The following is a 24,186-nucleotide window of genomic DNA, read 5'->3' on the forward strand; positions in this document are numbered from 1 at the left end:
GGAAGGAATCAACCGCGCTTGGGTTCGACTCCACACCATTCATTCAGAAAGAGCGCAAACGTCTTGGCAACGCGCAGCATGCTCTGCACGCTGACGTTTTCATTGAATCCGTGATAGTTACGCGCGATCGGTCCGTAGCAGGTCACCGGCACATCGGTCATGAAATGAAAATGTCGGCCGTCCGTCGTGCCCGTCAGCGCCACAGGCTTGGGGGCTTCGCCCGCCACCTGCCGGTGCGAGTCTGCCAATAGGCGCAACGCGGGTACGTCCAGGTCGTACTCGCAACCAGGCGCATGGAAGCCTTCGTAGCGAATATTGAATTGGGTATCGGGTTGGCCGACCTCTTGCTCGACCTGGCGTATGCAAGCTTCAATACGTGCCTTGGCCGTTTCAACCGGCATGTCCGGATAGCACGACAAGCGCAGGCCCAGCGTGCATACACTGGGTACCGACGAGTTCCAATCGCCGGCATGGATCTGCCCGAGATTAAAGTTGATGGGATGCGCGTGGTCACGATAGGCGGGGTGGCGATTTTCGGGCAGGTTCCACTCGTGCTCGACCTTCCTGATCGCATCCATGACGCGCAGCCCGAGATCTACCGGACTGATTCCAGTCGTCATTACTGAGGCGTGGGCCGGCTTGCCGATGATATCCACGTACATCCAGAACACGCCCACCTGGGCCGACATCAAGCCCTCATGGGTGGGTTCCGGAATCAGCACCGCGTCGAACGCGCTGAGCTTGGCCACGCCGATCGCGCTTTTAAGCGCCGATATCGTGGCCAGCGTGCCGTTGCCGGTGTTTTCCTCTTCGAGCACACCATTGAAGCCCACCACCGCGGCGGGTTGCATACCTAGATCCTGCAGGGCTTTGAACGCCGCCAGCGAACACACAATGCCGGCTTTCATATCACCTGAACCACGGCCGTACAACCAGCCGTCATGCAAGCTGCCCTTGAACGGCGATTCTTCCCATAAATGTTCCGGGCCGGTAGGAACGACATCCAGGTGGCCATTGAAAAGCACAGAACGCCCGGTGCTTTGCGTCGGCTCATGACATGCCAGCACATTGAAACGCCCGCCGTCGGGGCAGCAAGCCGGCGAATATAGGGGGAGCCCTTCGATGTCCTCGGTACGCAGCGCGATACGCTCGCTTTGCAGGCCCAACTCGGCCAATTCGGCCTCGAGGAACTCCGCTGCCGGAATTTCCTGGCCCAGCAGGCTGCGGCACTGCACGAAACGCGACAAGGTATCGGTCATGTAGTGCTCCAGCCTATCGACCGCCGCCTCGATATCCCCTGCTGACAATCTTTGCGCCTGAACTTCGCTCATTTCACCTCCAGCGTTTTGTCGGTAAAATACGAGTATCAAATATTGATACTTACGTGCCTACTAATGATATCTTAGGGTTGTATATCAAACCTGACAAGACATCCACGATGAGAGATTTCCCTAACATCGGGATGTAGCACGTCAATTTCTATCGCGTCAGCAGGAGGCAAACTATGAGCAGTGTGGATACTCGATTCAATCAATCCGTGGCCAAGGCATTCGACATCCTTGAAGCCTTTAGTGTGAAACCCGGTACCTTGAGCTTGAATGAATTGATCGAGATTTCGAATCTGGACCGCAACTCCACGCTGCGCATGCTGCACACACTGGTGGCGCTGGGTTATCTCGAACGCGGCTCTAACCAGCGCGGCTACACACTGGGCAAGAAAATCCTGCACCGGACGTTCGACTATCTGCGTGGCCACCCACTGATCGAGCGCGCCAACCAGGTGCTGATCGAGTTGCAACAAGAGTCCAACGAAGGGGTGGACCTGAGCCTGCCCGATGACCTGAATATTGTGTACGCGCTGCGCCGGCAAACACGACGGCGCTACTATTTCGCGACCCTGGTGGGACGCTCTATGCCGATGTACCGGGCGTGCGCGGGTCGAGCCATCATGGCGCATCTGCCCGACGAGCAGGTCGACGATATCCTGACGCGCTCCGATCTGGTGGCCGTCACCCCGCACACGCAAACCGATCCTAGCGCCATTCGCGAAAAAATCTCGCAGGCCCGCCAGAACGGTTTTGCCATGACCGTACAGGAAACATTGTTGGGCGAACTCGCCGTGTCGTCGGCCGTGTTAGACCACACTGGTCAACCCATCGCGGCGATTCACATCTACGGCCTGCTATCTCAATGGAAACCAGAGGCTTTCGCCCAACGCTTCGGGCCTTTGGTCATCAATGCCGCACAAGCGCTCAGCAAGCAATGACTGCAAGCGGATGGTGAAATTTCGCTATTAGATCACTGCCGCATTACGCAGTGCGGTCAGCTCTTGATCATTCAGGCCTAGCAGACCGCCCAAGATCTCATCAGTGTGCTGGCCAATCATCGGCGGCGGTAGATCATAGGTCGGCGGCGTCGCGGTCAAGCGTAGCGGTGAAGCCGCCGCACTGACACGTGCGCCATCCTCACGCTCGTAATCGACACGTAGTTCGCGATGTTTGACCTGCTCATTATCAAAGACCTGGTCATAGGTGTTTATCGGGCCGCACGGAACGCCACTCTTTTCGAGTAGATCCAGCCAAGTAGCCGAATCCCTAGTTTGCATCGTCGCCTTTAGTGCCACGTCCAGACGCTCGCGGTTGACGATACGACCCGTTACCTTGGCAAAATCCGGATCTGCCGCTAGGTCATCGCGTGCCATCACGACGCAATAGCGCTGCCATTGATCATCGTTGCCTACTGCAATAATGATGTGACCATCGTGCGTGGGATACACCCCATAGGGCACCAGACTCATATGCGCGTTCCCCATGCGGACTGGCACTTTCCCGCTAGCGAAATAGCCGGTTATCTGATTACTGCCAAGCGCGACGACGCTGTCGAGCAAGGACATATCGATGTACTGCCCCTCCCCTGACTTAGCGCGATGATTGACTGCGGCGAGGATGGCAATCGTTGAATACATGCCGGTGATGATGTCCGCAAGCGCAATGCCTACCTTCTGGGGCCCTCCTCCCGGCGAACCGTCCTTTTCGCCCGTAATACTCATCATGCCGCCCATGCCCTGAAACACAAAATCGTAGCCCGGACGATGGGAATAAGGCCCATCCTGACCGAAGCCTGTGATTGAGCAATAAATAATCGACGGGTTCTCGCGTCGGATGGACTCATAATCAAGGCCATACTTCTTCAAATTTCCTACCTTGAAGTTCTCGATAAACACATCACTCATCATGGCTAGTCGTTTTATTAACAACTGACCCTGCTCTGTTGTGATGTCGACCGTCACCGACCGTTTTCCGCGATTCGCCGCGGCATAATAGGATGAATCCGTGGCGTCTGTTTCATCCGATACGGGAAGCCATGGTGGCCCCCAGACTCGAGTGTCATCCCCGACACCGGGGCGCTCAACTTTGATGACGTCAGCTCCCAAATCAGCCAGGTTTTGCGTGCACCACGGTCCCGCCAAGATACGTGACAAGTCCAGCACGCGAATATTCGACAAAGCCTTGTCACCGGCTTGGCTCATCATCTGGTTAAGCATGTTGTCCAGCATGGCAATCTGTCCTAGTCATCAGAACGTGGTTAATTACGGCCCTGATCGTTACCGCTGCAGCTTGATATCGGCCTGGGTGATTACCGTTGCCCATTTGTCGATTTCCTGATTCACGTAGCGATCAAATTCGACTTGTGGCATTTTCCCGGGCGCGGCGCCGAGCTCATTGAATTTCTTTTCAATCTCAGGCGAAGCCAGTACTTGGTTCACATCCTGTGATATCTGCTCAAGCAGGTCATCGGGGATTTTCTTCGGCGCATACAACCCAAACATTGCAATGGCCTCAAACCCATCCACGCCTGCCTCGGAGATCGTGGGCACATCAGGCAACTGCGGTACTCTTTGCGCCGATGTCACCCCCAAGGCGCGCAAGGATCCTGACTGAATGTGCGCCAGAACCCCGGGGACCGAATCAAACATCATTGGAATCTGCCCCGCCAACAGATCATTCAAAGACGGTGCCGCGCCACGATAAGGAACATGTGTCAGCTTTATGCCGGCCATATGCGCAAATAGTTCGCCCGAGAGATGGTTAGCTCCGCCAACACCCGCAGAGCCAAAGTTGATCTGACCGGGCTTTTTCTTGGCCAGGTCAATGAGCTCCTGCACGGTTTTCACTTCAAAATTCTTGTTCACCACCAGCACATTCGGAACCTGCGCGACCATGGCCACATTCGCGAAGGCATCTTTGGTGTCGTAAGGGATGGTGTCCTTGAGCAAGGTCGGATTGATAACATGATGCGTCGCGGTTAGCAGTAGCGTATATCCATCGGCCTGACCACGAGCCACCGCCGCCGAACCTATCGTGCCGCTGGCGCCTGCGCGATTCTCAACAACGACTGACTGCCCCCATTTTTGCGCCAAGGCATTGCTCAGATGCCTGGCCAGTACATCTGTCGTCCCGCCCGCGGGGAACGGAACGACGATGGTCACCGCCCTATCGGGAAAGCCCTTCGCCCAGGCGACAGAACACATTAGCGCCGCTATCGAACTCATGAAAATGCGATGTATCCTCTTCATACTCTATCTCCCATAGAGAACGCCGCCTACTGAAGTCAGCGGCATAAAAAGAGTTGGGTTCCTCTTTAATTAATGAGGAAACTCCACCATTGCTTCACCTTCGGCCACAAGACTATCCTGCTGATTCTTTACCTGCACGGAAACAACCACCCAGTTCGCTTTTTCCGTTTTCTTGATTTTCTTCACGATGCCTGTAGGTGTGATCGTGTCGCCAGGTTTAACCGGAGATCTCCAGCGCGTTTCCAGGCGTCGATGCGTACCCCCGAGCGGCAAGGCCCAATCCGTCATCATTCGGGTAATCAGACTGAAATTGGACATGCCGTGCATAATGATTCCGCCGAAGTTGGTCTTGCCAAAGTCCGACTTCATATACTCATCGTCCCAATGCAGCGGGTTGTAGTCGAGTGAGGCCTCGCAAAACGCCCAGATCGTCTCTCGTGTCGGACTGAATGAGGGTCCTTCAATACGCAGGCCTTCTTCAATATCAAATGTTTTTTCCATCTCGTGCTCCTTACTCTGGACGGATCGTCCAGCCGCGGCCGGAGCAGATCACTTCATTTTTTTGATTGAAGAAAACATTGTCATGAACGGCGAAAAGACGATCGCCTTTGATGAATTTGTCTAACGCGCGGGCCTGGAGCGTGATCACGTCGCCCGGCCTGGCCGGCACGTTGTAGGTCCATGATTGACTGGCATTGATGGTGCCGGGGCTGCGCATCCAATCATCGTTTGGTGTGCACGAGAACATCAGCAATACATGAATCGACGGCGGCGCAATGATGCCCTCCCATTTCGTCGTTCTCGCATACTCCTCATCGATATAAAGAGGGTTCATATCGCCGGTGGCTTTGCACAGTTTGTAGATCGCCTCTTTGGTCAACTTATAGGGAAGTGTTTTCCGCGGGACACCGGGGACGATGTCGTCCCAGAGTTTTCGGGCGGAATTACCCGCCCAGAAGTCGGTGTCATATTGGTAATCCATGCATGCCTCCGGATCAGATACTGGCAATAGATAGTCAAATGAGTCACAATAAAAACGACCGCTAGACGGTTATTAATAACCGCTATACGAACAATACTAGGGGCTACCTATTTGCCTGTCAACACGAAATTCGAGCCGCCAGACTGAAATGCTGAACGGAAAAACAGCAAAATCCCGGAGGAATGTCATGGCATGATGGGTGAACAAAACCGTCGAGTATCCTCGAATATTCAACACCATCAGATCAGTAGGAGTCCGGACCATGGAAAGTCGCGAGAGCGAATCTTTCGTACGCACCTTTGCACGCGGGCTGCAGGTCATTGAATCCCTGGGGCGTAACCAGCCCGAGATGAACATCGCCGCTCTGTCGGAAGACACGGGCCTTAGCCGGTCCGTGATCAAGCGCTATGTACTCACACTGACAGATCTTGGGTACACACGCACCGACGGTCGCAGTTATTCCCTGACACCGAAAGTGCTCAATCTTGGCCTTTCTTATCTGTATTCATTGCCGTTCTGGCGGCAAGCGCAGTTAGAGCTCGAGGAACTATCGCAGCACATCAAACAGTCATGTGCCATGTCGATCCTCGACGGAAACGAGATCGTTTATGTCGTGCGCGTCCCGACCTACAAGATCCTGCGGGCCAGCCCCACCCTGGGCAGTCGCCTACCTGCCAATGCCGTTTCCATGGGACGGGCATTACTCGCCGAACTGCAGGAGACGGAACTTAACGAGTTTCTTGAACATGCGCCCCTGAAGCGACTTACCAATCAAACATTGACAGATCGGAACGACCTGCGAGCCGAAATTTTATGCACTCGGGAACGCGGTTATGCATGGGTTGACGCAGAGCTGGATGAAGCCATTTGCGGCCTGGCCGTTACCGTCAAGGATCTCGAAGGCAGAGCACTGGCCGCGATCAATGTGAGCCTTCCGTCGGGCCAGATTAGCGAAAAGCAAGCCGTAAAGAAGTATTTGAATCTGCTTCGTTCCAGTGCGTCGAATATACGCGCGACACTATGAGCGATTGCTAAAAGTTCGAACATGACCCGCATCAACTGCGTACCCGTTCAAGAGCTAAGTGGCCCACACCTTGTTGCCGAATACCGAGAGCTGCCTCGCGTTTTCGCACTTGCACAGAAGGCTTGCGCTCGCGGAGTCCCGCCCCAACCGCCTACCTACACTCTCGGAAAAGGCCATCTGCTTTTCTTCTATACACGACTAGGCTATCTTGCGCGGCGGCACGCCGACTTGATCGAGGAAATGAAGCGCCGCGGCTACAACCCCACCTTTACCGGTGTCCGGCGTGAAGACTTTCCTGGCATTCCAGATAAGTTCTGGGGTGCCTGGGTACCGACTACCGAAGCGCTACGGCTGAACCGTCAACGGATCAAAGAACGTAGTACCGCCGCTCGCGTCGAATGATGATGTGCAACGATCACCGAGATTCTGACGATGAAATCAATGGTCTCGGCGGGGTACGCCAATGCCCCAGCAAACCCGGTAGCGCCGGTTGCAACCAATGCACCCCATCTGTTTGCATCGCGTCCGTGACCGTCTCTCTCGCATCCACATCCATCTGCCACGCGACCGCCGCCACCCAATCCTCCGGCAGGCGATAAACCCTGGCCTGCCACTGCCCTTCCGGAACACGCAGCACTGCGGCGGACGCACCGGTATATGTCAGACCCACTTTCGCCATACCAGCCGGAAACGGCAGCCTCGCCGCTTTAAGCAGGGACTCTTTGAGCGTCCACAGCACGTAGAAGTCCTCAAGCCGACGCGCAGGATCGATCTCGGACAACAAGGCCGCACGTTCTTCGGGCGTGCAAACCCACCGCGCAATGGCTTCGGTATCGCGTGGACGACAACGCTCCAGATCGACAGCCAGGACGACCGATGCCGGCGCTATCGCAGCCAGCGCGTGACCGCGACTGTGGCTCAAGGCCAACGGCGCGTGTCGGTCAGCCCCCGTAGCACGGCGCAGTTCAGCCGCGATCGACCGACTGACTTGCCAATCTTTTTCGGCACGCGGAGCCCGGGGGGCCGACAGTCGTACCCGATCCGTATCGCTCAGATTCTCAGGGTCATAATGACGTTGCCAGGCAGGCCCGCCGAACTGAATATGAATCATTAGTTTCTTTACGTAACTCGAAAATAATTTCTTTATGTAACTATAAATAACATAATACCTTATCCAGTACAATCGCCAGCTATGTTTACGTTCACCATCGAACAGTGGGGAGCGTGGGCCCCCGGTTTGGATGACGAAAGTCATTGGCGTGAATGGGCGACGTCACCGTACTGCCCGTTTCCCGAAACCGGCACCTTGCCCAGCACCCATTTTCTGCCTGCCATGCAGCGCCGTCGCCTTAGCCCGCTGGCGCGGATGACGTTCGGCTGCGCCTGGCCGTTGGCAGAAGGATGCGCGCCCATGCCTATGGTATTTGCTTCGCGTCATGGTGAAACCACACGCAGCTTCCAGCTCTTGAGTGATCTGGCCGCCGACGAACCGCTTTCGCCGACCGCCTTTGGCCTGTCGGTGCACAACGCTATTCTGGGGCAATGGTCTATTATCCGCAAAGAAACCGAGGAGACCGTTGCCTTGGCGGGTGATACGGATTTGCTGGAACACGCCATCCAGGAGGCGTGCCTACTATTGCACGCTGGCGCGCCGCGCGTGCTGGTCATTGCGGCCGAAGAACGGCCGCCACGCGCCTATTTGCCCTGGATCGATGATGTGCCCTTTTCGTATGTCGTCGCGTTGCGCCTGAGTGCCGGGTCCGACTGGCAACTGTCCCTTACCCGTTCAGGCCAGGATCCCGTGTCTGAACACTGGCCGCACCCACTCAATTTATTGCGCCACCTCGTCAACGGTACGTCCTCCTGGTCTCATAGTGGATCGACACGTCATTGGCAGTGGGGCCGCGCCGCCGCATCATGAACACCTCTCCGCTGCAGGATCCTCTTCCCGGCACGAATCCGCCGCGGCAGGACGCCTGGCTATGGCGCCTATTCGCGACGGGGCTGGCCTTTACGTTGTTTGGTCTGGGCGGATTAGCGTTACGCCTGATCGTCTTTCCGTTATTGCGCTTGCGAGGCGGCAGTGCCGACGAACGGCAGCAACGTGCCCGCGTGGCGATTGCCTGGACATTTCGTTATTTCGTCCGATTTATGGTTTTTGTCGGTATTCTGACTATCGACTTCCGGGGAGCAGAGCGCCTCGGGCGCCCGGGCCAGATGATCATTGCCAATCACCCGTCCCTGCTGGATGTGGTCTTTCTCGTGGGGCACGTTGCCAAGACCAATTGTGTCGTCAAGCATGCGCTGGTAAGTAACGTGTTCACGCGCGGCCCTATTCTCGCGGCTGGCTATATCAGTAACAATGAAAGCTTGGACATGCTGGATCAGGCGGCGCAGGTTCTGCGTGATGGTCAGGCGTTGCTTGTGTTTCCAGAGGGAGGTCGCACACCGCGAGACAGCATGCCCCGTTTTCATCGCGGCGCCTGCGCCATCGCCTTGCGGGGTGCCTGCGTCATTACACCTGTCGTTATCCGCATGAACCCACGCAGTCTCACCAAAGGCGAACCGTGGTATCGAATTCCGCATCGACGTATGCACTACACCATCCATGTAGGCCCGGATATCGACCCAGTTAAATGGAGTTCACAGGCTCCGTTACCCATTGCTGGCCGCAGGCTCAACGAGCATCTGCACGCCTATTTCGACACTGAATTAACCGATCATGACAACAAACATTCAGCTGGAACATGACATCAAGGTCCTGATCATCGAGTCCCTCGGACTCGAAGACATGCAACCCGAGGACATCGACAGCAACGCCCAGCTCTTTGGCGATGGCCTGGGCCTGGACTCTGTAGACGCGCTTGAGCTTGGCCTGGCGCTGCAGAAAAAATTCCATGTGACCATCGATGCCGAAACACGCACCATGCGCGAACACTTTGAATCGGTGGCCAATCTGAGCAAATTTGTCGCCGCGAAGCAACGCAGCGCTTGATACCGGAGTTACTCATGCAAAATCGCGAAGATATTTTTGCCGCGCTACGCGATGCGCTGGTTGAGTTGTTCGAACTGGAACCCGAGCGCGTCACGCCCACCGCCAATCTCTATACGGATCTGGAAATCGACAGCATTGATGCGATTGATCTGATTGACCATATCAAACGTCAGACCGGCCATAAACTGGCGGCGGACGACTTCCGCACGGTTCGTACGGTGCAGGACGTGGTGGATGCCGTTTGGCAAAAGATGAGCGCCCCCACATGAAAACGGCGTTGGGACTGGTGCTCGCGCTGTTGGGCGTCGCCTATCCCTTCGTCGTGCACGCGAGCCTGGGGCGTTGGCCCACTGGCTGGCTACTGGGGGTCATCGGTACGCTGTGGTTTGCGCGCGCCATGCTGCGTCCGGCAAACGCACAGCCTGGCGGGCGCTGGCTACCCACGTTGGCATTGGTCGGCTGCATTACGCTGGCCCTGATTAACACCGAATCCGCGCTGCGTGTTTACCCTGTGATGATCAACGCGCTGCTGCTGGCAGCCTTTGGTGCGAGCCTGCTGCGCGGTCGCCCCGTGATCGAACGGCTCGCTCGTCTGCGCCACCCCGATCTTTCCCCCGAAGGGGTGCTCTATACCCGCCGAGTGACGCAGGTTTGGTGCGTTTTTTTCTTGGTTAACGGCCTGGTTGCCGCGGCGCTCGGGCTATGGGGCTCGTGGCAAGCCTGGACTTGGTACAACGGGGCCATTAGCTACGCGCTGATGGGTGTGCTGTTCATGGGCGAATGGTTGCTGCGTCCGCGCGTGATAGAGGGTGCGAAAGCAACCTGACGATGAACGCTCCCTTTTGGATCGACCCTACCGAATTACTGCTGCCGCGCGACGAAGATCGGCCGCTGGCCGCCACGCCTGACCTGAGCCGCGCCGGGTTTCGTGAACGCGCGCTGTGTCTGGCGGGTGCGCTGCAGGAACGCGGTGTCCGCAATGTCGCACTCTGGTTTGAGGATGCCATCGAACTTGCGATCGCTCTGGTGGGCTGCTGGCGCGCGGGTGTCATGGCTCACTTGCCCGGCGACGTGCTGCCATCGGCGTGTGCGCGTGTCGATACAAATGTCGATTTTTGGCTATCCGACGCCGACGTCCCGCTACCGTCAGCGCGCGTTTTCTCCTCCGCCGAACTCATGGGCACCGCGCTGCCGGCCCGTGTGCTGGATGCGGAAGTCGCTGGACTGGTGTTGTACACCTCGGGCTCTAGCGGCGTGCCAAAACCCATCGCCAAGCGGTGGCGGCAACTGGCCGACGAAGTGTGCGCCCTGGAACGGCACTGGCCCACGCGCGAGACCTTGTGTGTGCTGGGCAGCGTCGGCCCGCATCATATGTTTGGCCTGCCATTTCGCGTGCTCTGGCCGCTGTGTGCCGGGCATCTGATCGATCGTCCACAACGCCACTATCCCGAAGAGCTGATGCAGGCGAGTCTGACGCATCCGCGCTTTCTCTGGATCGCCAGCCCCGCACTGCTGCGTCGCGTACAGCAGCGCATCGATTGGCCTGTGCTGCGTGGGCGTCTCATGGCGATCTACACGGCCGGCGGCCCGCTCCCGCCTGAGGTATCCGATCAAATTGCGGCGGCCTGCGATTGCCGGCCGATCGAGATTTACGGCAGTTCCGAGACCGGTGCGGCCGCAACGCGTCAAGGCGATGTCGATTGGCGTCTGTTGCAGGACGTGCGGGCCGGCCTGAATGAGCACGGCGCGTTGTGGATAGCCTCGCCGTGGACGGCGGGACGAGAACAAACGGCCGATGCCGCCACCCTGACGGGGAACGGATTGCAATTGCACGGCCGTCTGGATCGCATTATTAAGCTCGAAGAAAAGCGCATCAGCCTGCTCGAAATCGAGCAGGTCCTGCTGTCGCACCCTCACGTGGCGGATGTCCGCATGGGCCTGGCGCCGGGACGACCGAGACTCAGCGCACTGATTGTGCTCACGACAGCGGGCCTGCACACGCTGCGCAATGGCGGGCGACGCCTGCTGCTTGACGGCCTGCGTCGCCATCTGCATGGTCGCGTCCCGCCGTTGGCGGTGCCGCGCTCCTGGCGCCTACTGCCCCAGTTACCCTGGAATGCCCAGGGCAAGTTGACCCAGGCGCAATTCATCGAATTGGCCGGTCCGCGACCCCGTCATCCGAATTTTGAGGCGCCCTCGTCCCTTGAAGACGGCACGCTACAGGCCGAATTCGACGTGCCACTCGATCTGCCGGTGTTTCCGGGACACTTCCCCTGCTCACCCGTAGTGCCCGGCGTACTGCAGATCGAATGGGCGATGGATCAAGCCCGCGTACATGTGCGTCCCGATTTGCGGGCCAGCAACATCGAAAATCTGAAATTCCAGCGTTTGATGCGCCCGGGAGATCGGGCCATGCTCTCGCTGCGCTGGGACGACACGCGACACAAGCTTACTTTTTCCTATCATATGTCGGGTAAGCCCTGCTCATCCGGCCGTATCGTGTGCACCTCTTCCGATGAATCCCGATCCGTTTAAGCCCTGCGCGGTGATCCCTGTCTACAATCACGCCGCCAAGGTCGGCACCGTGGTGGTGGCGCTGCGTACACTGAACTTGCCTTGCATGCTGGTCGATGATGGTTCAGACGCGGATTGCGCGGCGGTGCTGGACGCGCTGGCCGGACCCGGCATCACGCTGATGCGCCGTGCGGTCAATGGCGGCAAAGGTATTGCCGTACAAGAGGGCCTACGCGCGGCCGCCGCAGCGGGCTACACCCATGCGCTACAGATTGACGCCGACGGCCAACATGATCTGCACGATGTACAACGCCTGCTCGACAAGGCCCGAGCGGAGCCACGGGCGCTCGTGTGTGGCCAGCCCGTGTTCGGCGATGAGGCGCCTCGCACGCGGCTATACGGCCGCCGACTCACGCGCGTCTGGGTCTGGGTCAACACCCTGTCGCGCGACATCCCTGATGCCATGTGCGGATTCCGTGTATACCCCCTGGCGCAAACGCTTCCCGCGCTACCCGGTTCCGGAGACCACATGGACTTCGACATCGGCGTGGTAGTCCATCTGCACTGGGCCAATGTACCGATGCACTGGATACCAACGCGCGTGAGTTATCCCGCAGATGGCGTCTCGCATTTTCGCGGGCTGGCCGACAACGTGCTGATCAGCCGCATGCATGCGCGACTTTTCTTTGGCATGTTGCGACGGTCGCCGCGTCTGCTATGGCGTCGTGTGAGGCCGGCATCATGACGCGGCCTGCCCCCGATTCCGCCCACTGGGCCGATCAGCCCGAACGCGGCAATCCGCTGCTGCTGCGAATCACCGCGGCGGCGGCACGCCACCTGGGGCGCCGGGCCGTCGCGCCGGTGATGTGGTTAGTGGTGCTGTATTTCTACCTGACCGGCCGCCGCGCGCGCCGCAGCATCGCAAGCTACCAGCGCCGCCTGGTCGCCACCCATCCCGATGTGGTGCTGCCACGTTACGCGCCGGTCTACCGCCAGTATCTGGCGTTTTCCAGCGCATTGCTTGACAAACTCGACGTCTGGCAGGACAAGATCCATCTCTCGGATGTCGACCTGGTCGACCCCGACAATCTGCACCCGCAAATGCGCAAAGGTAGCGGCCAATTGCTGGTCGGGTCGCATCTGGGCAATATCGAGATCTGCCGCGCGCTAGCTGAACGCGAACAAAGACTGACGCTCAATGTGCTGGTGCACAACAAACATGCGGAGGCGTTCAACCGTCTGATGGGCGAGTCGGAGGCCGTGCACCTGCGCCTCATTCAGGTGAGTGAACTGGATGCGGTACGCATGATGGAACTGGCTCAGGCGCTGACCCGCGGCGAATGGATTGCCATTACCGGCGATCGTATCCCCTTGTCAGGCGAGCGCACGGCGGAGGTCGATTTTCTCGGGGCGCGAGCACGCCTGCCACAAGGACCCTGGCTGCTTGCCGGCCTGCTGGGATGTCCAGTCAATGTCCTCGATTGCACGCGTCACAACGGTCGCTATCGCATCGCCATCTCACGTCTGACCGATCGAGTGCAATGGACCCGCGCAACCCGTGAACAAGAGGTTGCACGCTGGGCCCAGGCTTACGCCGACCATCTATCGCGTAGCTGCGCCGGTGCCCCACTGCAATGGTTCAACTTTTATCCCTTCTGGAGCGACGATGCGTAGCCGCGGCGTTCATAGTGTGCAAATCGACATCGAGGTCCCGTTCTACGACGTCGACATGATGCAGGTAGTTTGGCACGGTCACTACGTTAAATACCTGGAGCAGGCGCGTTGCGCGCTGCTGGCCGATCTGAACTACGACTATTCCGTCATGCGGGCCTCGGGCTATGTCTGGCCTGTGATCGACCTGCAACTCCGCTATGTACAGCCGGCGACGTTTGGCCAGCACTTGCAGGTGCGTGCCGAATTGGTCGAGTGGGAAAGCCGCCTGAAGATCCATTACCTCATCTCCGATGCCGCCTCCGGACAACGCATCACGCGCGCCAGTTCGATACAAGTCGCCGTCGATGTTGCCACACGTGAGATGCAGTTGATGTCGCCCGAGCCAATGTGCACGGCCATCGAAACCCGCTTGACCCAACTCGGAGCTGCCCGATGATCTTCCTGCGCCAGATGTTGCGACTGCCTGTCCTGACCTTGTGTGCGTTGTTGCTGCCCGCCGCAGGCTGGGCCTTCGACCTCGCCCAATTGCGTGAGCAATTAACCGCGGCGCCTGTGGTGCGCGGCAAATTCGTACAGGAAAAGCACCTGCGTTCGCTTGCCGAGCCACTGGTCTCGCGCGGCGAGTTCGTGCTGGCCACAGGTAAAGGCGTGCTATGGCACCTGCGCAGCCCGCTGGAGCAGAACTTGCGCATCACTTTGCAAGGGGTAGCACGCAAGCTACCCGACGATACCTGGCAGCCTGCGCCCGGCAGCAGCAATCGCGAAACTCAACTATTTCTCGCCCTGCTGAGCGGTGACGCGGAAGGTCTCGCCGAAAACTTCAACCTTCGGTTGGAAGGAACACCCACCGACTGGCGCGTGCTGATGACGCCCAGTTCGCTACTGCTACGCCAGGTTTTCACGGACATCGAGATCCGCGGCGGCACACTGGTGCAGCGCATCGAACTGCGCGAAACCCAGGGCGACCGTACGGTGTTGCGCATGGAGGACGCCCGGACAGCCTCTTCGTTGAGCGATGATGCACAGCGCGACCTCACCGACTGAACGGCACCTGCGTCGCGCGGCTTGGGTCGCGCTCGTGCTTTTGCTAGCTCTGCTGGGCTGGCAGTGCCGTCACGGCTGGCCCGTTACCTCAGATCTGATGGTACTGGTACCGCACACCACCACGGATCCGCTGCGCGCGCAGGCTCAGGCTCAGGCGCGCGTTGATGCGCCGCTTACGCGCCAGATGGTGGTATTGGTCGGTCATGCCGACCGCAAACAGGCCGTGTCGCTAGCTGAATCCGTTGCGAGCCGGCTACGAGATAGCCAGCGTTTTGACAGCGTGCGTTTGCACATTGACGTCGCGTTGCCGGAGCTACGTCAAAGCCTGCTCGCCATGCGTCTTGCCATGCTGCCGAGCGACGACCGGCACCTGCTCATCAATGATCCGGCAGCCTACGCCGGTCGCCGCGCGACCCAAATACTCGATCCCTTCGGCAGCGCTGGTGTCGTCCCTCTGAACGACGACTTTTTGGGTCTGACCTCGCGCGTCGAACGTGCGATGCGACCCACGGGCACTGTGCAACTGGACCTACCTACCACCACGCTGCAAGCCAACGCCGAGGGTCGTACCTGGGTACTCATGTTGGGGCAGATCCGCGGTAGAGCGTTTGATGGCGAAACCAGCCGTGCGATCGCAACGATAGTGCGGCAAGCGGATGCCGCTGTCACCCAAGGCGGCGGCGCCCTGCTGGCAACGGGTGGCGTCCTCTACGCCGCGGCCGGTAGCGAACAGGCGGCCGATGAAAGCGGTCGTATCGGCATCGTGTCGCTGATCGGCACCGTCCTGGTCCTGCTGCTGGCCCTGCGCCGCGCCAGCGTACTACTGGCGTTTTTTCCAGTGGCGGTCGGCTTTGTGGCCGGCTTGGCCGCCAGCATTGCGCTGTTCGGTGAAGTCCATGTGCTCACGCTGGTGATCGGCATGAGCCTGCTCGGCATCGCCATTGATTTCCCCATGCATTGGCTCGGTAAAAGCTACGGCATGCCCGATTGGCAGTCGCATACCGCGATGCGGCGCGTATTGCCCGGCCTGACCATCAGTCTGGCCGCCACACTGACCGGCTATGTGGCGCTGGCCTTTACCCCCTTTCCCGCCCTGACCCAGACTGCCGTGTTTTCCACGGCTGGTCTGGCTGCGTCGTACGCCACGACGGTACTGCTGCTTCCGTCGCTACTGCCGCGACTACGCCCCCGTCCCTCGGCACTTTTAGCTCGTGCGGCCGAACGCTTGCTGGATGGCATCGCGAGCGCCCGCCGGGCACCGCGTACTTTGCGTCATTTCATGTTATGGCTGATGATCGGCCTGAGCGTCGCCGGCATTCTTCGCCTGGACATGCGCGACGATATGCGTCAATGGTTGAGCGCGCCGGCGACCCTGCTCGAGCAGGCACAAGAAATCGCCGCCATCACCGGTGTCATGCCCACTAGCCAATTCTTTCTCGTGCGAGCGCCCGATACGGATACCTTGCTCCAGCGTCAGGCCGCATTAACGGCACGACTCGACTCCCTCGTGACAGAGGGAAAATTAAAGGGCTACGACGCGCTTAGCCAAGTCGCGGTACCGCGCGCGGCACAGCAGCAATTGCAAGCTCAATTACATGCCCAGGCCGACAACCCAGCCGCATGGCGCGCACTCACCGAGCTGGGCCTGCCTGAAAGCGCCATTCAAGCTGAGCTGAAGACGCTGACATCCCTGCCCCTGCTCAGCCTCGATCAGGTACTGGCCTCACCGCTCGCAGAACGCTGGCGTACGCTGTGGCTCGGCCCCATCGATGGCGAGGTGGCGGGTCTGGTCACCCTGCAGGGCCTGAGTTCCGCCGAGGTGCTCGTACACGTGGCCGAGGGACAAGCAGGCGTGTCGCTGATCGACCGTGCGGGCGAACTCAATGCTCTGTTTTCCGCCACACGATTGAAAGCCGCCGAGCTCAAGATCGGTTCTTATGTGGTGGCCGGTCTGCTGATAGCCCTCCTGCTGGGTCGCGCGGCGATGTTGCGCATCCTGACAGTACCGATCATCGCCACCGTCGCGACGCTAGCCATACTCGGCTTTACCGGCCAGCCAATCACCCTGTTCTCGTTGTTTGGGCTGCTGCTGACCTCGGCACTGGCCGTCGACTACGCGATCTTCATGTATGAAGGCGTGGGCGGCGCCCCCGCCTGCGTGATCGGTATATCCCTGGGCGCATTGACGACACTGTTTTCATTCGGGATGCTCGCGGCCAGCGCCACGCCCGCCATCGCCAGCTTTGGACTGACCGTGACGATCGGCGTGCTGTGCTCGGTCTTTTGCGCGGCCTGGATCCGTAGCCCGTTCCTGTCTCACCCACCTCACTCCCAACCGTAATCCTCACAGAGATTCCCATGCAAAATCGTCAAATCGTCGTGATTGGAGCAGGCCCCTCGGGCTCGGTCGCAGCCGCGCTGCTCAAGCGTCGGGGCCATGATGTGCTGATCCTGGAGCGACAGCGTTTTCCGCGCTTTTCGATTGGCGAGAGCCTGCTGGCTCACTGTCTGGAATTCATCGAAGAAGCCGGAATGATGGACGCGGTCCGCGCCGCAGGCTTCCAGACCAAGAACGGTGCGGCTTTTGCTTGCGGCAACGCTTACACGACCTTTGATTTTCGTGACAAATTCTCGCCTGGCCCTGGCACCACGTTCCAGGTATTGCGCGCGCAGTTCGATAAAGTCCTGGCCGACGATGCCGAGCGCCAGGGCGTGGAAATTCGCTACGAACAAACGGTCACGGCCGCTGACTTCAGCGGCGCGCGCCCTGTGCTGGATGTCAGTAGTGCCGACGGCTCCTCCTATCAGGTGACTTGCGATTTTGTGCTCGACGCCAGCGGGTATGGCCGCGTGCTGGCTCGCCTGTGCGATCTGGAACAACCTTCCTCCGCGCCCCCGCGCAAGGCGATTTTCACCCACATCGAAGACCGTATCGATAGTGAACAGTTTGATCGCAACAAGATCCTGATCACTGTCCATCCGAAAATCCGCGACATCTGGTACTGGCTCATTCCCTTCTCGAACGGTCGCAGCTCAATCGGGGTCGTCGGCGACGTTAATCTCTTTGGCTCGTCCGACGAACCGCTCATGGACACACTGCGCAGTACCTGCGATGCCGCGCCCAATCTGCAGCGCTTGCTAGGCAACGCACAATGGGACACTCCAGCCAATCTCATCAGCGGCTACTCCGCCAGCGTGCGGTCTTTGCACGGCCCGGGTTTCGCCCTGCTGGGCAATGCCGCCGAGTTCCTCGATCCGGTGTTCTCATCGGGCGTCACCATCGCGTTACGCTCCTCAAAACTGGCCGCCGACGCCCTGCATCGCCAATTGAGCGGTGAGACCGTCGACTGGCAACGGGATTTTGCCGACCCGCTGATGGTGGGTGTGGAGACCTTTCGCACCTATGTGCAAGGCTGGTACGAAGGCGCGTTCCAGGATGTCGTGTTCTACGAGCAACCCCAACCCGCAATTCGCGCCATGATCAGTTCCATCCTGGCAGGCTATGCTTGGGATCAAGCCAACCCGTATGTCGCCGAATCCCGGCGGCGCCTTGCCACCCTGGCCGAGATATGCCAGGGTGCCACTGAGCGCGCCGCAGCAACGGCACTTTGATCCGCAATGAATCTTCGCTCCGCCCCCCTTTCTCGCCTGTGCAACCTCATGGCAATGGGTACATTGGTCAGCGTGCTGGTAGCTGGCTGCGCCAGCAGCCTGCCCGTGCCGCGCGAACCCATCGCGTTGACGACGCCACGCATGCTCCACGTCACAGAGCAGCGCCCCGGCGAGGCCGTCAACGATGCCATGCTGGTCGTGCAATCCGAAGGAAGCGGCACGCGCTGGTCCCTGTTCGATCCGCTTGGCGCGCCTCGTGCCCGCCAGATACTCGAGGATGGCCAATGGCGCACCGATGGCTTCCTGCCCCCGAACGCGAAAGCGCGATCACTATTCGCGGCTCTGATCTTTGCCTGGACGCCCCAGGCGGAACTGGCCTCCCGCTACGGCGCGTCCAACGTCACGCTAGCGGATCACACGCGCATCCTCAACGCGCAGGGCAAGCCCCTCGTCAGCGTCACACCAATGCCCGGCGACACACTACGCATCGAGCTCAACGATGGCACTCGCTGGCAAGTGATGCCGCTGAAGGAAAAGCCATGAACGAAACCCATTGGCTGGACGCGCCAGGAATCGTCTGTGCGCTCGGCGCCGATACCGCGACGGTACGCGCGCGCCTGCTGGCGGCTGACTGCCGTGGTCTGCGTCAAGAAGAGGGCTGGGTGAAAAATCGCAGCATCACGCTCGCTGCCGTAGACGCCGCGCTACCCGAGATTCCGCCTCACTTGCCAGCGCATTTGCATAGCCGCAACAATCGTCTCTTACTCGCTGCAGCGCAACAAATCGAACCCCAACTACGCGCCGCATTGGACCGCTACGGCGCCGCGCGCGTCGGCATCGTCCTGGGCACCAGTACCTCCGGCATTAACGACAATGCACCCGCGTTTACCACCTTGGCGACGACGGGTAGCTGGCCCGCGGGTCATGACTATCGGCGCCAGGCCCTGAATGCACCGGCAGAGTTTCTCGCCGAATGGCTCGGCACGGCCGGTCCCGCCTATACCCTGTCGACGGCCTGCACCTCGAGTGCACGCGCGCTGCTATCGGCGCGCCGCCTGCTGCAACTGAATGCCTGCGATGCCGTCATCTGCGGCGGCGCCGACTCGCTATGCCGTCTTACCATCAATGGGTTTGCCGCCCTCGAAGCGATTTCCGACACGCGCTGCCTGCCGTTTTCTGCCAATCGCGCCGGCATCAATATTGGTGAGGCTGCCGCATTGTTTTTGATGCATCGCGAGCCTACCGGAGACGTCGCCCTGCTGGGCGGCGGCGGCAGCTCCGACGCCTGGCACATGTCGGCGCCCGAGCCCACCGGCGCTGGCGCCCGGCAAGCAATGCAGGCCGCCCTGGCCGATGCGAACCTGGAGGCCAACGAGATTGGTTGGGTTAATCTCCACGGAACCGGTACCGCGCTCAATGACGCGATGGAAAGTCACGCCATGCAAAGCTTATTCCCCTCCGGCGTCCCCTGCGCCTCGACCAAGGGCATGACGGGCCACACCTTGGGTGCAGCGGGCGTGCTTGAGGCCGCGATCACCTGGCTCACCCTCGATCGCGCCAGTCGTGGGCAACCGTTGCCTCTCCATGCGTGGGACGGCGTACCCGATCCGCAGTTGCCAACACTCGATTTCTGCAATGGAACACAGCGCTACGGCGAGCGCCAGCGACGCATCGCGATGAGCAATTCCTTTGCCTTTGGGGGCAACAACACCAGCCTGATTCTCGCAGCGGCATCATGACAATCTGGCCTATCGCCGAACTCGTCCCGCACGCCGGCGACGCGATTCTGCTGGACGAAGTGCTGACTTTCGACGCAGACACCCTGCGCGCGCGTGCCACCGTGCGCGCCAGCGGCCCCTTTCACTTGCCGGACAACACGCTGGCCAACTGGATGGGATTGGAATTCATGGCCCAAGCCGTGGCCGCATGGGCGGGATGTCACGCACGCGCCGCCAATCAACCGGTAGAACTGGGGTTTTTACTCGGTACGCGCCACTATGAATGCCACCTTTGCGCTTTCACCGCCGGCATGGAATTGATCGTGGACGTAAAACGTAGCCTGCAGGATGATTCGGGCATGGGGGTGTTCGAGTGCAAGCTGTCCTCACTCGATCGCCTATTGGCCTGTGCTCGGCTTAATGTTTACCGGCCGCCGGATCCCAGTGCTTTTATGCAAGAACAAGAACCGCGCTGACGCTCGCATTACATGAAAACAAACGTATGAATTCTTCTTTTATTCTCGTCACGGGCTCCAGCCGGGGCATCGGACGCGCTATTGCAATCGCACTGGCTCAGGCCGGCCACAATCTCGTCATCCACTGCCGCGACAGGCGCGAGCAAGCTGAAGCCACGGCCGCATCGGTCCGTGCGCTCAGTCGTGACGCGCGCGTGCTGCAATTCGACGTCAGCGACCGAGCCGCCGCCCGCGCTGCCCTAGAGGCCGACATTGAGGCGCATGGCGCCTATTACGGCGTTGTGCTCAACGCCGGCCTCACCCGTGACAATGCCTTCCCGGCCCTGAGCGATGATGACTGGGACAGCGTCCTGCGCACGAATCTGGATGGGTTCTACAACGTGCTGCACCCTGTCATCATGCCCATGATTCGACGCCGTGCCAGCGGCCGCATCGTTTGCATGGCATCGGTCTCCGGGCTGATCGGCAACCGCGGTCAGGTCAACTACAGCGCCTCCAAGGCCGGCCTGATCGGCGCGGCCAAGGCCCTCGCCGTCGAACTCGCCAAACGGCAAATCACCGTCAATTGCGTCGCACCGGGCCTGATCGATACGGATATGCTCGATGAACACGTCCCAGTCGAAGAAATCCTCAAGGCCGTGCCTGCCCAACGCATGGGCACTCCCGAAGAAGTCGCCGCCGCGGTAGTATTTTTCATGTCACAGCCTGCTGGCTACATCACACGCCAGGTTTTGGCGGTCAACGGAGGGTTGTGCTGATGGAACGCGTCGTCGTCACCGGTATGGGCGGCCTATGCGCCCTGGGTGATCAATGGGACCAAATCGAGGCGGCGTTCGATACCGGACGCAATGCGGTGCAGTACATGCCCGACTGGAATCGCTACACGGACATGAACACGCGTCTGGCCGCGCCGCTGCCAGCCTTCACCACACCCTCGCACTGGACCCGCAAGCAACTGCGCAGCATGGGCAGGGTGTCGCAACTATCGGTGTACGCGGCCGAGCGCGCGCTGGCGGATGCCGGCCTGCTCGGCGATCCCTGCATCAGCGACGGCCGCATGGGGGTCGCTTGTGGGTCGTCGACGGGCAGCACAGCCGATGTCCAGGCCTTTGGCAGGATGCTGATCGATGGCACGACCGACAACTTGAATGCGAATTCATATGTGCGCATGATGCCGCACACCACCGCTGCCAATATCGGCATTTTCTTTGGCCTAAAGGGGCGTGTGATCCCGACCTCCAGTGCCTGCACCTCAGGCAGTCAAGGCATCGGCTATGCGTTCGAGGCTGTCCGCTATGGTCGCCAGGCGCTGATGCTGGCGGGCGGCGCCGAGGAGCTTTGCCCGAGCGAAGCCATCGTGTTCGATGCGCTCTACGCGACCAGCCAGAGAAACGAGACTCCCGAACTCACGCCGCGCCCGTATGACCGGGCCCGCGACGGCCTAGTGATCGGCGAAGGGGCCGGTATCCTGGTACTGGAGTCGCTCTCGCACGCCCAGGCGCGCGGTGCACGTATACATGCCGAACTCGTCGGATTTGGCAGCAACTCCGATGGCACGCACATCACGCGTCCCGAAGCCACCACCATGCGCATCGCGATGGCCCAGGCATTGGCCGATGCGGGCGTACCGCCCGAGGCCATCGGTTATGTCAATGGACATGGCACCGCGACCGAGCACGGCGATATCGCCGAAACCAATGCGACACATGACTTGTTTGGTCCGCGAATGATGATCAGCTCGCACAAAAGCTACCTGGGCCATACCCTGGGGGCCTGCGGTGCACTCGAATCCTGGTTCAGTATCGAGATGCTCAAAAAAGGCCGCTATACACCCACTCTCAACCTTACCGAGGTCGACCCACAGTGCGGGGAATTGGACTACATCACCGGCACGGCCCGCCAGGCCGACCTCGAGTACGTGATGAACAACAATTTCGCCTTTGGTGGTATCAATACGTCTTTGATTTTTCGGCGTTGGCCTTAACCACCCCGCACGCTGTTTATCCAAATACAAGGAAGAAACCATGTCTCTGATCCGCGCTCGTCTTGCCCAAGCCAGCGTTTGCCTGACTTTCGCCCTGGCAGCTACCGGCGCCTATGCCGCCGACGACATTGTCCACCTGCCGCTCAAGCAGGCCATCGACGCCGCGACAACCGCCGGCAAACTCGATGGTAGCGTCAAGTTCTACCTCGCTGGCACGGGCCCCACAGGCAAGCTGATACAGGCCGACGTCATCACCAACAAGAAGAGCAACGCCTTTGGCAAGGAAAATGACGAAATCTGCATCTGGACGGCCCAATCGGCCCTGATTCAACTCCAGGAAGCAGCCAAGAACGCCGGCGCAAACGCGGTCACCAACATCGTCAGCTACTTCCGCAAAAACGAATACACCGACAAGACCAACTTCGAATGCCACGTCGGCGCCATCATGTCCGGCGTCGCACTCAAGGGTAATTTAGTCCGAATTGGCAACTGAATTCGTCGGCCGCACGACCGACGATACCGCTGATGTCGCCGTGGGCAGGAAACGCACGCCCGTGCGTTTCACCAGCTCGTCATAGCTGATCGGTGCGCCCGCCCGCGTGCTGGCGCTATTGGCCTGCCAATAGGCCCACGAACGTCCTGTCGCCGGGTCATAGACCAGTTTGTACAAATGGGTGGGCACCGCGACCCCGGTGCCAATCGATCTCGGGCTCTCGGAGTAAACCGGCCCCGTGAAAATATAAACGTCGCCCGCCGCGCGCATGATGTACTTCCGGGTGTCTTGCTCAATGCGGCTCCAGGGCCCTGCATTGTGCGTCTGGTCTTGAGGCACCATATTGGCCAGCGAGAAGCTCTGTGCCATGGTTTCCGCGTTATACATATCCGCGGCGGGCGCCATGTGCCCACGCGAATAACCAGAGCCCCGGTAATCATCCAGATCCGCGCGCTCGGCTTTGGGCAAGCGCGCCTCTTCGTAAAAATTGTCCGTCCGCGTTAATCCCTGAGCTTGCGTCAAGAGCCCCCGATTCAGGCGCTCAGCGACAAAAACAGGTGTTTTGGTCTGGCCGTTATGCAACACAGCGAACCCCGAAAAACACAGCTCGCGTAGCCCTTGTGTTGCGGGAACAATGGGTGGACGCTGGTCGGGAAAAATCTGTGGGCACGCGGAAAATTGCGTTTGAACGGACGGACCACTCAACGGGACGGACGGCGCCGTGGCCCCAGCGTCCTCCTCTAGCCCTTGCCACCCCAGACGAGCCAGGACCTCCTGTGCTGACGCGGGCAACTCCCATTCAAAGGGCAATTCCCAGTCAAAGGGTAGTGTCCATTGAGACGGCAATTGCCACTGCGCGGGCAATTGCCATTGCGTCGGAGGCTGCCATGTCAATGACGGCCGCCATTGAGGATTAAGAAGATAAGACCCAAGCCCGAAACCGGTAATCGCGCAGACGACAAACGCCCGCAAAAATCGACCGGATCGATGGGTTTTACTGGATTTAACGCTGGCTTTTGAACGTTTCTTTGTGGAGGCTGATTTTTTCGAGCGCGTCATACTACCAATAAGCTGCAGGCCGGCACATCGTCACA

The 24,186-nt window shown here is 59.6% G+C and carries 28 protein-coding genes; 21 read left to right on the plus strand and 7 right to left on the minus strand.

Features of this window, described 5'->3' with window-relative positions:
* Positions 1-8 precede the first annotated feature (8 nt).
* A complete protein-coding gene (locus ACNAZS_RS05370) occupies positions 9-1,331 on the minus strand; it encodes an ArgE/DapE family deacylase (RefSeq protein WP_415786863.1) in 1,323 nt (440 codons plus the stop codon).
* Positions 1,332-1,504: 173 nt separating this feature from the next.
* Between ACNAZS_RS05370 and ACNAZS_RS05375 the strand changes: the two genes are divergently transcribed.
* Positions 1,505-2,266, plus strand: coding sequence for an IclR family transcriptional regulator (locus tag ACNAZS_RS05375; protein ID WP_415786865.1), 762 nt, complete (start codon positions 1,505-1,507; stop codon positions 2,264-2,266).
* 27 nt (positions 2,267-2,293) lie between these two features.
* On the opposite strand, the gene ACNAZS_RS05380 is transcribed toward ACNAZS_RS05375, so the two are convergent.
* The 4 genes from ACNAZS_RS05380 to ACNAZS_RS05395 form a co-directional block, all read right to left on the minus strand.
* Positions 2,294-3,556, minus strand: a complete 1,263-nt coding sequence (locus ACNAZS_RS05380; protein ID WP_415786867.1) for a CaiB/BaiF CoA transferase family protein — start codon at positions 3,554-3,556, stop codon at positions 2,294-2,296.
* A gap of 48 nt (positions 3,557-3,604) precedes the next feature.
* Entirely contained in the window at positions 3,605-4,576 is a 972-nt protein-coding gene (locus ACNAZS_RS05385) for a Bug family tripartite tricarboxylate transporter substrate binding protein (protein ID WP_415786869.1), read from the minus strand.
* Between the two features lie 69 nt (positions 4,577-4,645).
* Positions 4,646-5,077, minus strand: coding sequence for a MaoC family dehydratase (locus tag ACNAZS_RS05390; RefSeq protein WP_415786871.1), 432 nt, complete (start codon positions 5,075-5,077; stop codon positions 4,646-4,648).
* Positions 5,078-5,087: 10 nt separating this feature from the next.
* Positions 5,088-5,558, minus strand: coding sequence for a MaoC family dehydratase (locus ACNAZS_RS05395; protein ID WP_415786873.1), 471 nt, complete (start codon positions 5,556-5,558; stop codon positions 5,088-5,090).
* 262 nt (positions 5,559-5,820) lie between these two features.
* On the opposite strand from ACNAZS_RS05395, the gene ACNAZS_RS05400 reads away from it, so the two are divergent.
* The gene (locus ACNAZS_RS05400) at positions 5,821-6,582 is read left to right on the plus strand and encodes an IclR family transcriptional regulator domain-containing protein (protein WP_415786875.1); all 762 of its coding nucleotides are present in this window, start codon (positions 5,821-5,823) and stop codon (positions 6,580-6,582) included.
* Positions 6,583-6,603: 21 nt separating this feature from the next.
* Positions 6,604-6,984 carry a pyrimidine dimer DNA glycosylase/endonuclease V gene (locus ACNAZS_RS05405; protein WP_415786877.1) on the plus strand — a complete coding sequence of 127 codons (381 nt, stop codon included), beginning with the start codon at positions 6,604-6,606 and terminating at the stop codon, positions 6,982-6,984.
* Between the two features lie 13 nt (positions 6,985-6,997).
* Here the strand turns inward: ACNAZS_RS05405 and ACNAZS_RS05410 are convergent, their stop codons facing one another.
* On the minus strand, positions 6,998-7,693 hold the full coding sequence (locus tag ACNAZS_RS05410) for a 4'-phosphopantetheinyl transferase family protein (protein ID WP_415786879.1): 696 nt from the start codon (positions 7,691-7,693) through the stop codon (positions 6,998-7,000).
* Positions 7,694-7,774: 81 nt separating this feature from the next.
* Here ACNAZS_RS05410 and ACNAZS_RS05415 point away from each other — a divergent pair, with 81 nt between their 5' ends.
* The 18 genes from ACNAZS_RS05415 to ACNAZS_RS05500 are packed head-to-tail and all read left to right on the plus strand — an operon-like array spanning position 7,775 to position 23,092.
* Positions 7,775-8,503, plus strand: a complete 729-nt coding sequence (locus tag ACNAZS_RS05415) for a beta-ketoacyl synthase chain length factor (RefSeq protein ID WP_415786881.1) — start codon at positions 7,775-7,777, stop codon at positions 8,501-8,503.
* A complete protein-coding gene (locus tag ACNAZS_RS05420) occupies positions 8,500-9,333 on the plus strand; it encodes a lysophospholipid acyltransferase family protein (RefSeq protein ID WP_415786883.1) in 834 nt (277 codons plus the stop codon). The genes ACNAZS_RS05415 and ACNAZS_RS05420 overlap by 4 nt, the downstream gene beginning before the upstream one ends.
* Complete coding sequence (locus tag ACNAZS_RS05425; protein WP_415786885.1) at positions 9,305-9,577, plus strand: phosphopantetheine-binding protein; 273 nt, start codon at positions 9,305-9,307, stop codon at positions 9,575-9,577. Before ACNAZS_RS05420 ends, ACNAZS_RS05425 begins: the two co-directional genes overlap by 29 nt.
* A 14-nt stretch (positions 9,578-9,591) precedes the next feature.
* Positions 9,592-9,846: an acyl carrier protein gene (locus tag ACNAZS_RS05430; RefSeq protein WP_415786887.1), complete on the plus strand. Its 255-nt coding sequence runs from the start codon at positions 9,592-9,594 to the stop codon at positions 9,844-9,846.
* Positions 9,843-10,403, plus strand: a complete 561-nt coding sequence (locus tag ACNAZS_RS05435) for a COG4648 family protein (protein WP_415786890.1) — start codon at positions 9,843-9,845, stop codon at positions 10,401-10,403. Before ACNAZS_RS05430 ends, ACNAZS_RS05435 begins: the two co-directional genes overlap by 4 nt.
* A 2-nt stretch (positions 10,404-10,405) precedes the next feature.
* Complete coding sequence (locus tag ACNAZS_RS05440; RefSeq protein WP_415786893.1) at positions 10,406-12,112, plus strand: AMP-binding protein; 1,707 nt, start codon at positions 10,406-10,408, stop codon at positions 12,110-12,112.
* Positions 12,093-12,836: a glycosyltransferase family 2 protein gene (locus ACNAZS_RS05445; RefSeq protein ID WP_415786895.1), complete on the plus strand. Its 744-nt coding sequence runs from the start codon at positions 12,093-12,095 to the stop codon at positions 12,834-12,836. The genes ACNAZS_RS05440 and ACNAZS_RS05445 overlap by 20 nt, the downstream gene beginning before the upstream one ends.
* Positions 12,833-13,765, plus strand: a complete 933-nt coding sequence (locus ACNAZS_RS05450) for an LpxL/LpxP family acyltransferase (protein ID WP_415786897.1) — start codon at positions 12,833-12,835, stop codon at positions 13,763-13,765. The genes ACNAZS_RS05445 and ACNAZS_RS05450 overlap by 4 nt, the downstream gene beginning before the upstream one ends.
* The gene (locus ACNAZS_RS05455) at positions 13,758-14,201 is read left to right on the plus strand and encodes an acyl-CoA thioesterase (protein WP_415786899.1); all 444 of its coding nucleotides are present in this window, start codon (positions 13,758-13,760) and stop codon (positions 14,199-14,201) included. The genes ACNAZS_RS05450 and ACNAZS_RS05455 overlap by 8 nt, the downstream gene beginning before the upstream one ends.
* A complete protein-coding gene (locus ACNAZS_RS05460) occupies positions 14,198-14,809 on the plus strand; it encodes a LolA family protein (protein WP_415786901.1) in 612 nt (203 codons plus the stop codon). The genes ACNAZS_RS05455 and ACNAZS_RS05460 overlap by 4 nt, the downstream gene beginning before the upstream one ends.
* Positions 14,810-14,843: 34 nt before the next feature.
* Positions 14,844-17,150, plus strand: a complete 2,307-nt coding sequence (locus ACNAZS_RS05465; protein ID WP_415786903.1) for an MMPL family transporter — start codon at positions 14,844-14,846, stop codon at positions 17,148-17,150.
* 17 nt (positions 17,151-17,167) lie between these two features.
* Positions 17,168-18,421 carry an NAD(P)/FAD-dependent oxidoreductase gene (locus ACNAZS_RS05470; RefSeq protein ID WP_415786905.1) on the plus strand — a complete coding sequence of 418 codons (1,254 nt, stop codon included), beginning with the start codon at positions 17,168-17,170 and terminating at the stop codon, positions 18,419-18,421.
* 6 nt (positions 18,422-18,427) lie between these two features.
* The gene (locus tag ACNAZS_RS05475) at positions 18,428-18,964 is read left to right on the plus strand and encodes a hypothetical protein (RefSeq protein ID WP_415786907.1); all 537 of its coding nucleotides are present in this window, start codon (positions 18,428-18,430) and stop codon (positions 18,962-18,964) included.
* On the plus strand, positions 18,961-20,160 hold the full coding sequence (locus ACNAZS_RS05480) for a beta-ketoacyl-[acyl-carrier-protein] synthase family protein (protein WP_415786909.1): 1,200 nt from the start codon (positions 18,961-18,963) through the stop codon (positions 20,158-20,160). The genes ACNAZS_RS05475 and ACNAZS_RS05480 overlap by 4 nt, the downstream gene beginning before the upstream one ends.
* On the plus strand, positions 20,157-20,615 hold the full coding sequence (locus ACNAZS_RS05485) for an ApeP family dehydratase (RefSeq protein WP_415786911.1): 459 nt from the start codon (positions 20,157-20,159) through the stop codon (positions 20,613-20,615). Before ACNAZS_RS05480 ends, ACNAZS_RS05485 begins: the two co-directional genes overlap by 4 nt.
* A gap of 26 nt (positions 20,616-20,641) precedes the next feature.
* Entirely contained in the window at positions 20,642-21,373 is a 732-nt protein-coding gene (gene fabG / locus ACNAZS_RS05490; protein ID WP_415786913.1) for a 3-oxoacyl-ACP reductase FabG, read from the plus strand.
* On the plus strand, positions 21,373-22,599 hold the full coding sequence (locus tag ACNAZS_RS05495) for a beta-ketoacyl-ACP synthase (protein ID WP_415786915.1): 1,227 nt from the start codon (positions 21,373-21,375) through the stop codon (positions 22,597-22,599). Before fabG ends, ACNAZS_RS05495 begins: the two co-directional genes overlap by 1 nt.
* A 40-nt stretch (positions 22,600-22,639) precedes the next feature.
* Positions 22,640-23,092 (plus strand): excinuclease, encoded by a 453-nt coding sequence (locus ACNAZS_RS05500; protein ID WP_415786917.1) that lies wholly within the window; start codon positions 22,640-22,642, stop codon positions 23,090-23,092.
* On the opposite strand, the gene ACNAZS_RS05505 is transcribed toward ACNAZS_RS05500, so the two are convergent.
* A complete protein-coding gene (locus ACNAZS_RS05505) occupies positions 23,072-24,151 on the minus strand; it encodes a DNA/RNA non-specific endonuclease (protein ID WP_415786919.1) in 1,080 nt (359 codons plus the stop codon). The two genes, ACNAZS_RS05500 and ACNAZS_RS05505, sit on opposite strands and share 21 nt — an antisense overlap.
* Positions 24,152-24,186 lie beyond the last annotated feature (35 nt).

The sequence above is a fragment of the Bordetella tumulicola genome, assembly GCF_965138755.1.
Taxonomy (GTDB): domain Bacteria; phylum Pseudomonadota; class Gammaproteobacteria; order Burkholderiales; family Burkholderiaceae_B; genus Bordetella_A; species Bordetella_A tumulicola.

Bases quoted from the DNA above. Each gene is read 5' to 3' on its own strand.
- ACNAZS_RS05455 (WP_415786899.1), top strand. From the start codon at position 13,758: ATGCGTAGCCGCGGCGTTCATAGTGTGCAAATCGACATCGAGGTCCCG.
- ACNAZS_RS05505 (WP_415786919.1), bottom strand. From the start codon at position 24,151: ATGACGCGCTCGAAAAAATCAGCCTCCACAAAGAAACGTTCAAAAGCC.
- ACNAZS_RS05400 (WP_415786875.1), top strand. From the start codon at position 5,821: ATGGAAAGTCGCGAGAGCGAATCTTTCGTACGCACCTTTGCACGCGGG.
- ACNAZS_RS05480 (WP_415786909.1), top strand. From the start codon at position 18,961: ATGAACGAAACCCATTGGCTGGACGCGCCAGGAATCGTCTGTGCGCTC.
- ACNAZS_RS05380 (WP_415786867.1), bottom strand. From the start codon at position 3,556: ATGCTGGACAACATGCTTAACCAGATGATGAGCCAAGCCGGTGACAAG.
- ACNAZS_RS05385 (WP_415786869.1), bottom strand. From the start codon at position 4,576: ATGAAGAGGATACATCGCATTTTCATGAGTTCGATAGCGGCGCTAATG.
- ACNAZS_RS05450 (WP_415786897.1), top strand. From the start codon at position 12,833: ATGACGCGGCCTGCCCCCGATTCCGCCCACTGGGCCGATCAGCCCGAA.
- ACNAZS_RS05495 (WP_415786915.1), top strand. From the start codon at position 21,373: ATGGAACGCGTCGTCGTCACCGGTATGGGCGGCCTATGCGCCCTGGGT.
- ACNAZS_RS05435 (WP_415786890.1), top strand. From the start codon at position 9,843: ATGAAAACGGCGTTGGGACTGGTGCTCGCGCTGTTGGGCGTCGCCTAT.
- ACNAZS_RS05460 (WP_415786901.1), top strand. From the start codon at position 14,198: ATGATCTTCCTGCGCCAGATGTTGCGACTGCCTGTCCTGACCTTGTGT.
- ACNAZS_RS05415 (WP_415786881.1), top strand. From the start codon at position 7,775: ATGTTTACGTTCACCATCGAACAGTGGGGAGCGTGGGCCCCCGGTTTG.
- ACNAZS_RS05500 (WP_415786917.1), top strand. From the start codon at position 22,640: ATGTCTCTGATCCGCGCTCGTCTTGCCCAAGCCAGCGTTTGCCTGACT.
- ACNAZS_RS05475 (WP_415786907.1), top strand. From the start codon at position 18,428: ATGAATCTTCGCTCCGCCCCCCTTTCTCGCCTGTGCAACCTCATGGCA.
- ACNAZS_RS05440 (WP_415786893.1), top strand. From the start codon at position 10,406: ATGAACGCTCCCTTTTGGATCGACCCTACCGAATTACTGCTGCCGCGC.
- ACNAZS_RS05370 (WP_415786863.1), bottom strand. From the start codon at position 1,331: ATGAGCGAAGTTCAGGCGCAAAGATTGTCAGCAGGGGATATCGAGGCG.
- ACNAZS_RS05390 (WP_415786871.1), bottom strand. From the start codon at position 5,077: ATGGAAAAAACATTTGATATTGAAGAAGGCCTGCGTATTGAAGGACCC.
- ACNAZS_RS05445 (WP_415786895.1), top strand. From the start codon at position 12,093: ATGAATCCCGATCCGTTTAAGCCCTGCGCGGTGATCCCTGTCTACAAT.
- ACNAZS_RS05470 (WP_415786905.1), top strand. From the start codon at position 17,168: ATGCAAAATCGTCAAATCGTCGTGATTGGAGCAGGCCCCTCGGGCTCG.
- ACNAZS_RS05375 (WP_415786865.1), top strand. From the start codon at position 1,505: ATGAGCAGTGTGGATACTCGATTCAATCAATCCGTGGCCAAGGCATTC.
- ACNAZS_RS05425 (WP_415786885.1), top strand. From the start codon at position 9,305: ATGACAACAAACATTCAGCTGGAACATGACATCAAGGTCCTGATCATC.
- ACNAZS_RS05405 (WP_415786877.1), top strand. From the start codon at position 6,604: ATGACCCGCATCAACTGCGTACCCGTTCAAGAGCTAAGTGGCCCACAC.
- ACNAZS_RS05395 (WP_415786873.1), bottom strand. From the start codon at position 5,558: ATGGATTACCAATATGACACCGACTTCTGGGCGGGTAATTCCGCCCGA.
- ACNAZS_RS05420 (WP_415786883.1), top strand. From the start codon at position 8,500: ATGAACACCTCTCCGCTGCAGGATCCTCTTCCCGGCACGAATCCGCCG.
- ACNAZS_RS05430 (WP_415786887.1), top strand. From the start codon at position 9,592: ATGCAAAATCGCGAAGATATTTTTGCCGCGCTACGCGATGCGCTGGTT.
- ACNAZS_RS05410 (WP_415786879.1), bottom strand. From the start codon at position 7,693: ATGATTCATATTCAGTTCGGCGGGCCTGCCTGGCAACGTCATTATGAC.
- ACNAZS_RS05485 (WP_415786911.1), top strand. From the start codon at position 20,157: ATGACAATCTGGCCTATCGCCGAACTCGTCCCGCACGCCGGCGACGCG.
- fabG (WP_415786913.1), top strand. From the start codon at position 20,642: ATGAATTCTTCTTTTATTCTCGTCACGGGCTCCAGCCGGGGCATCGGA.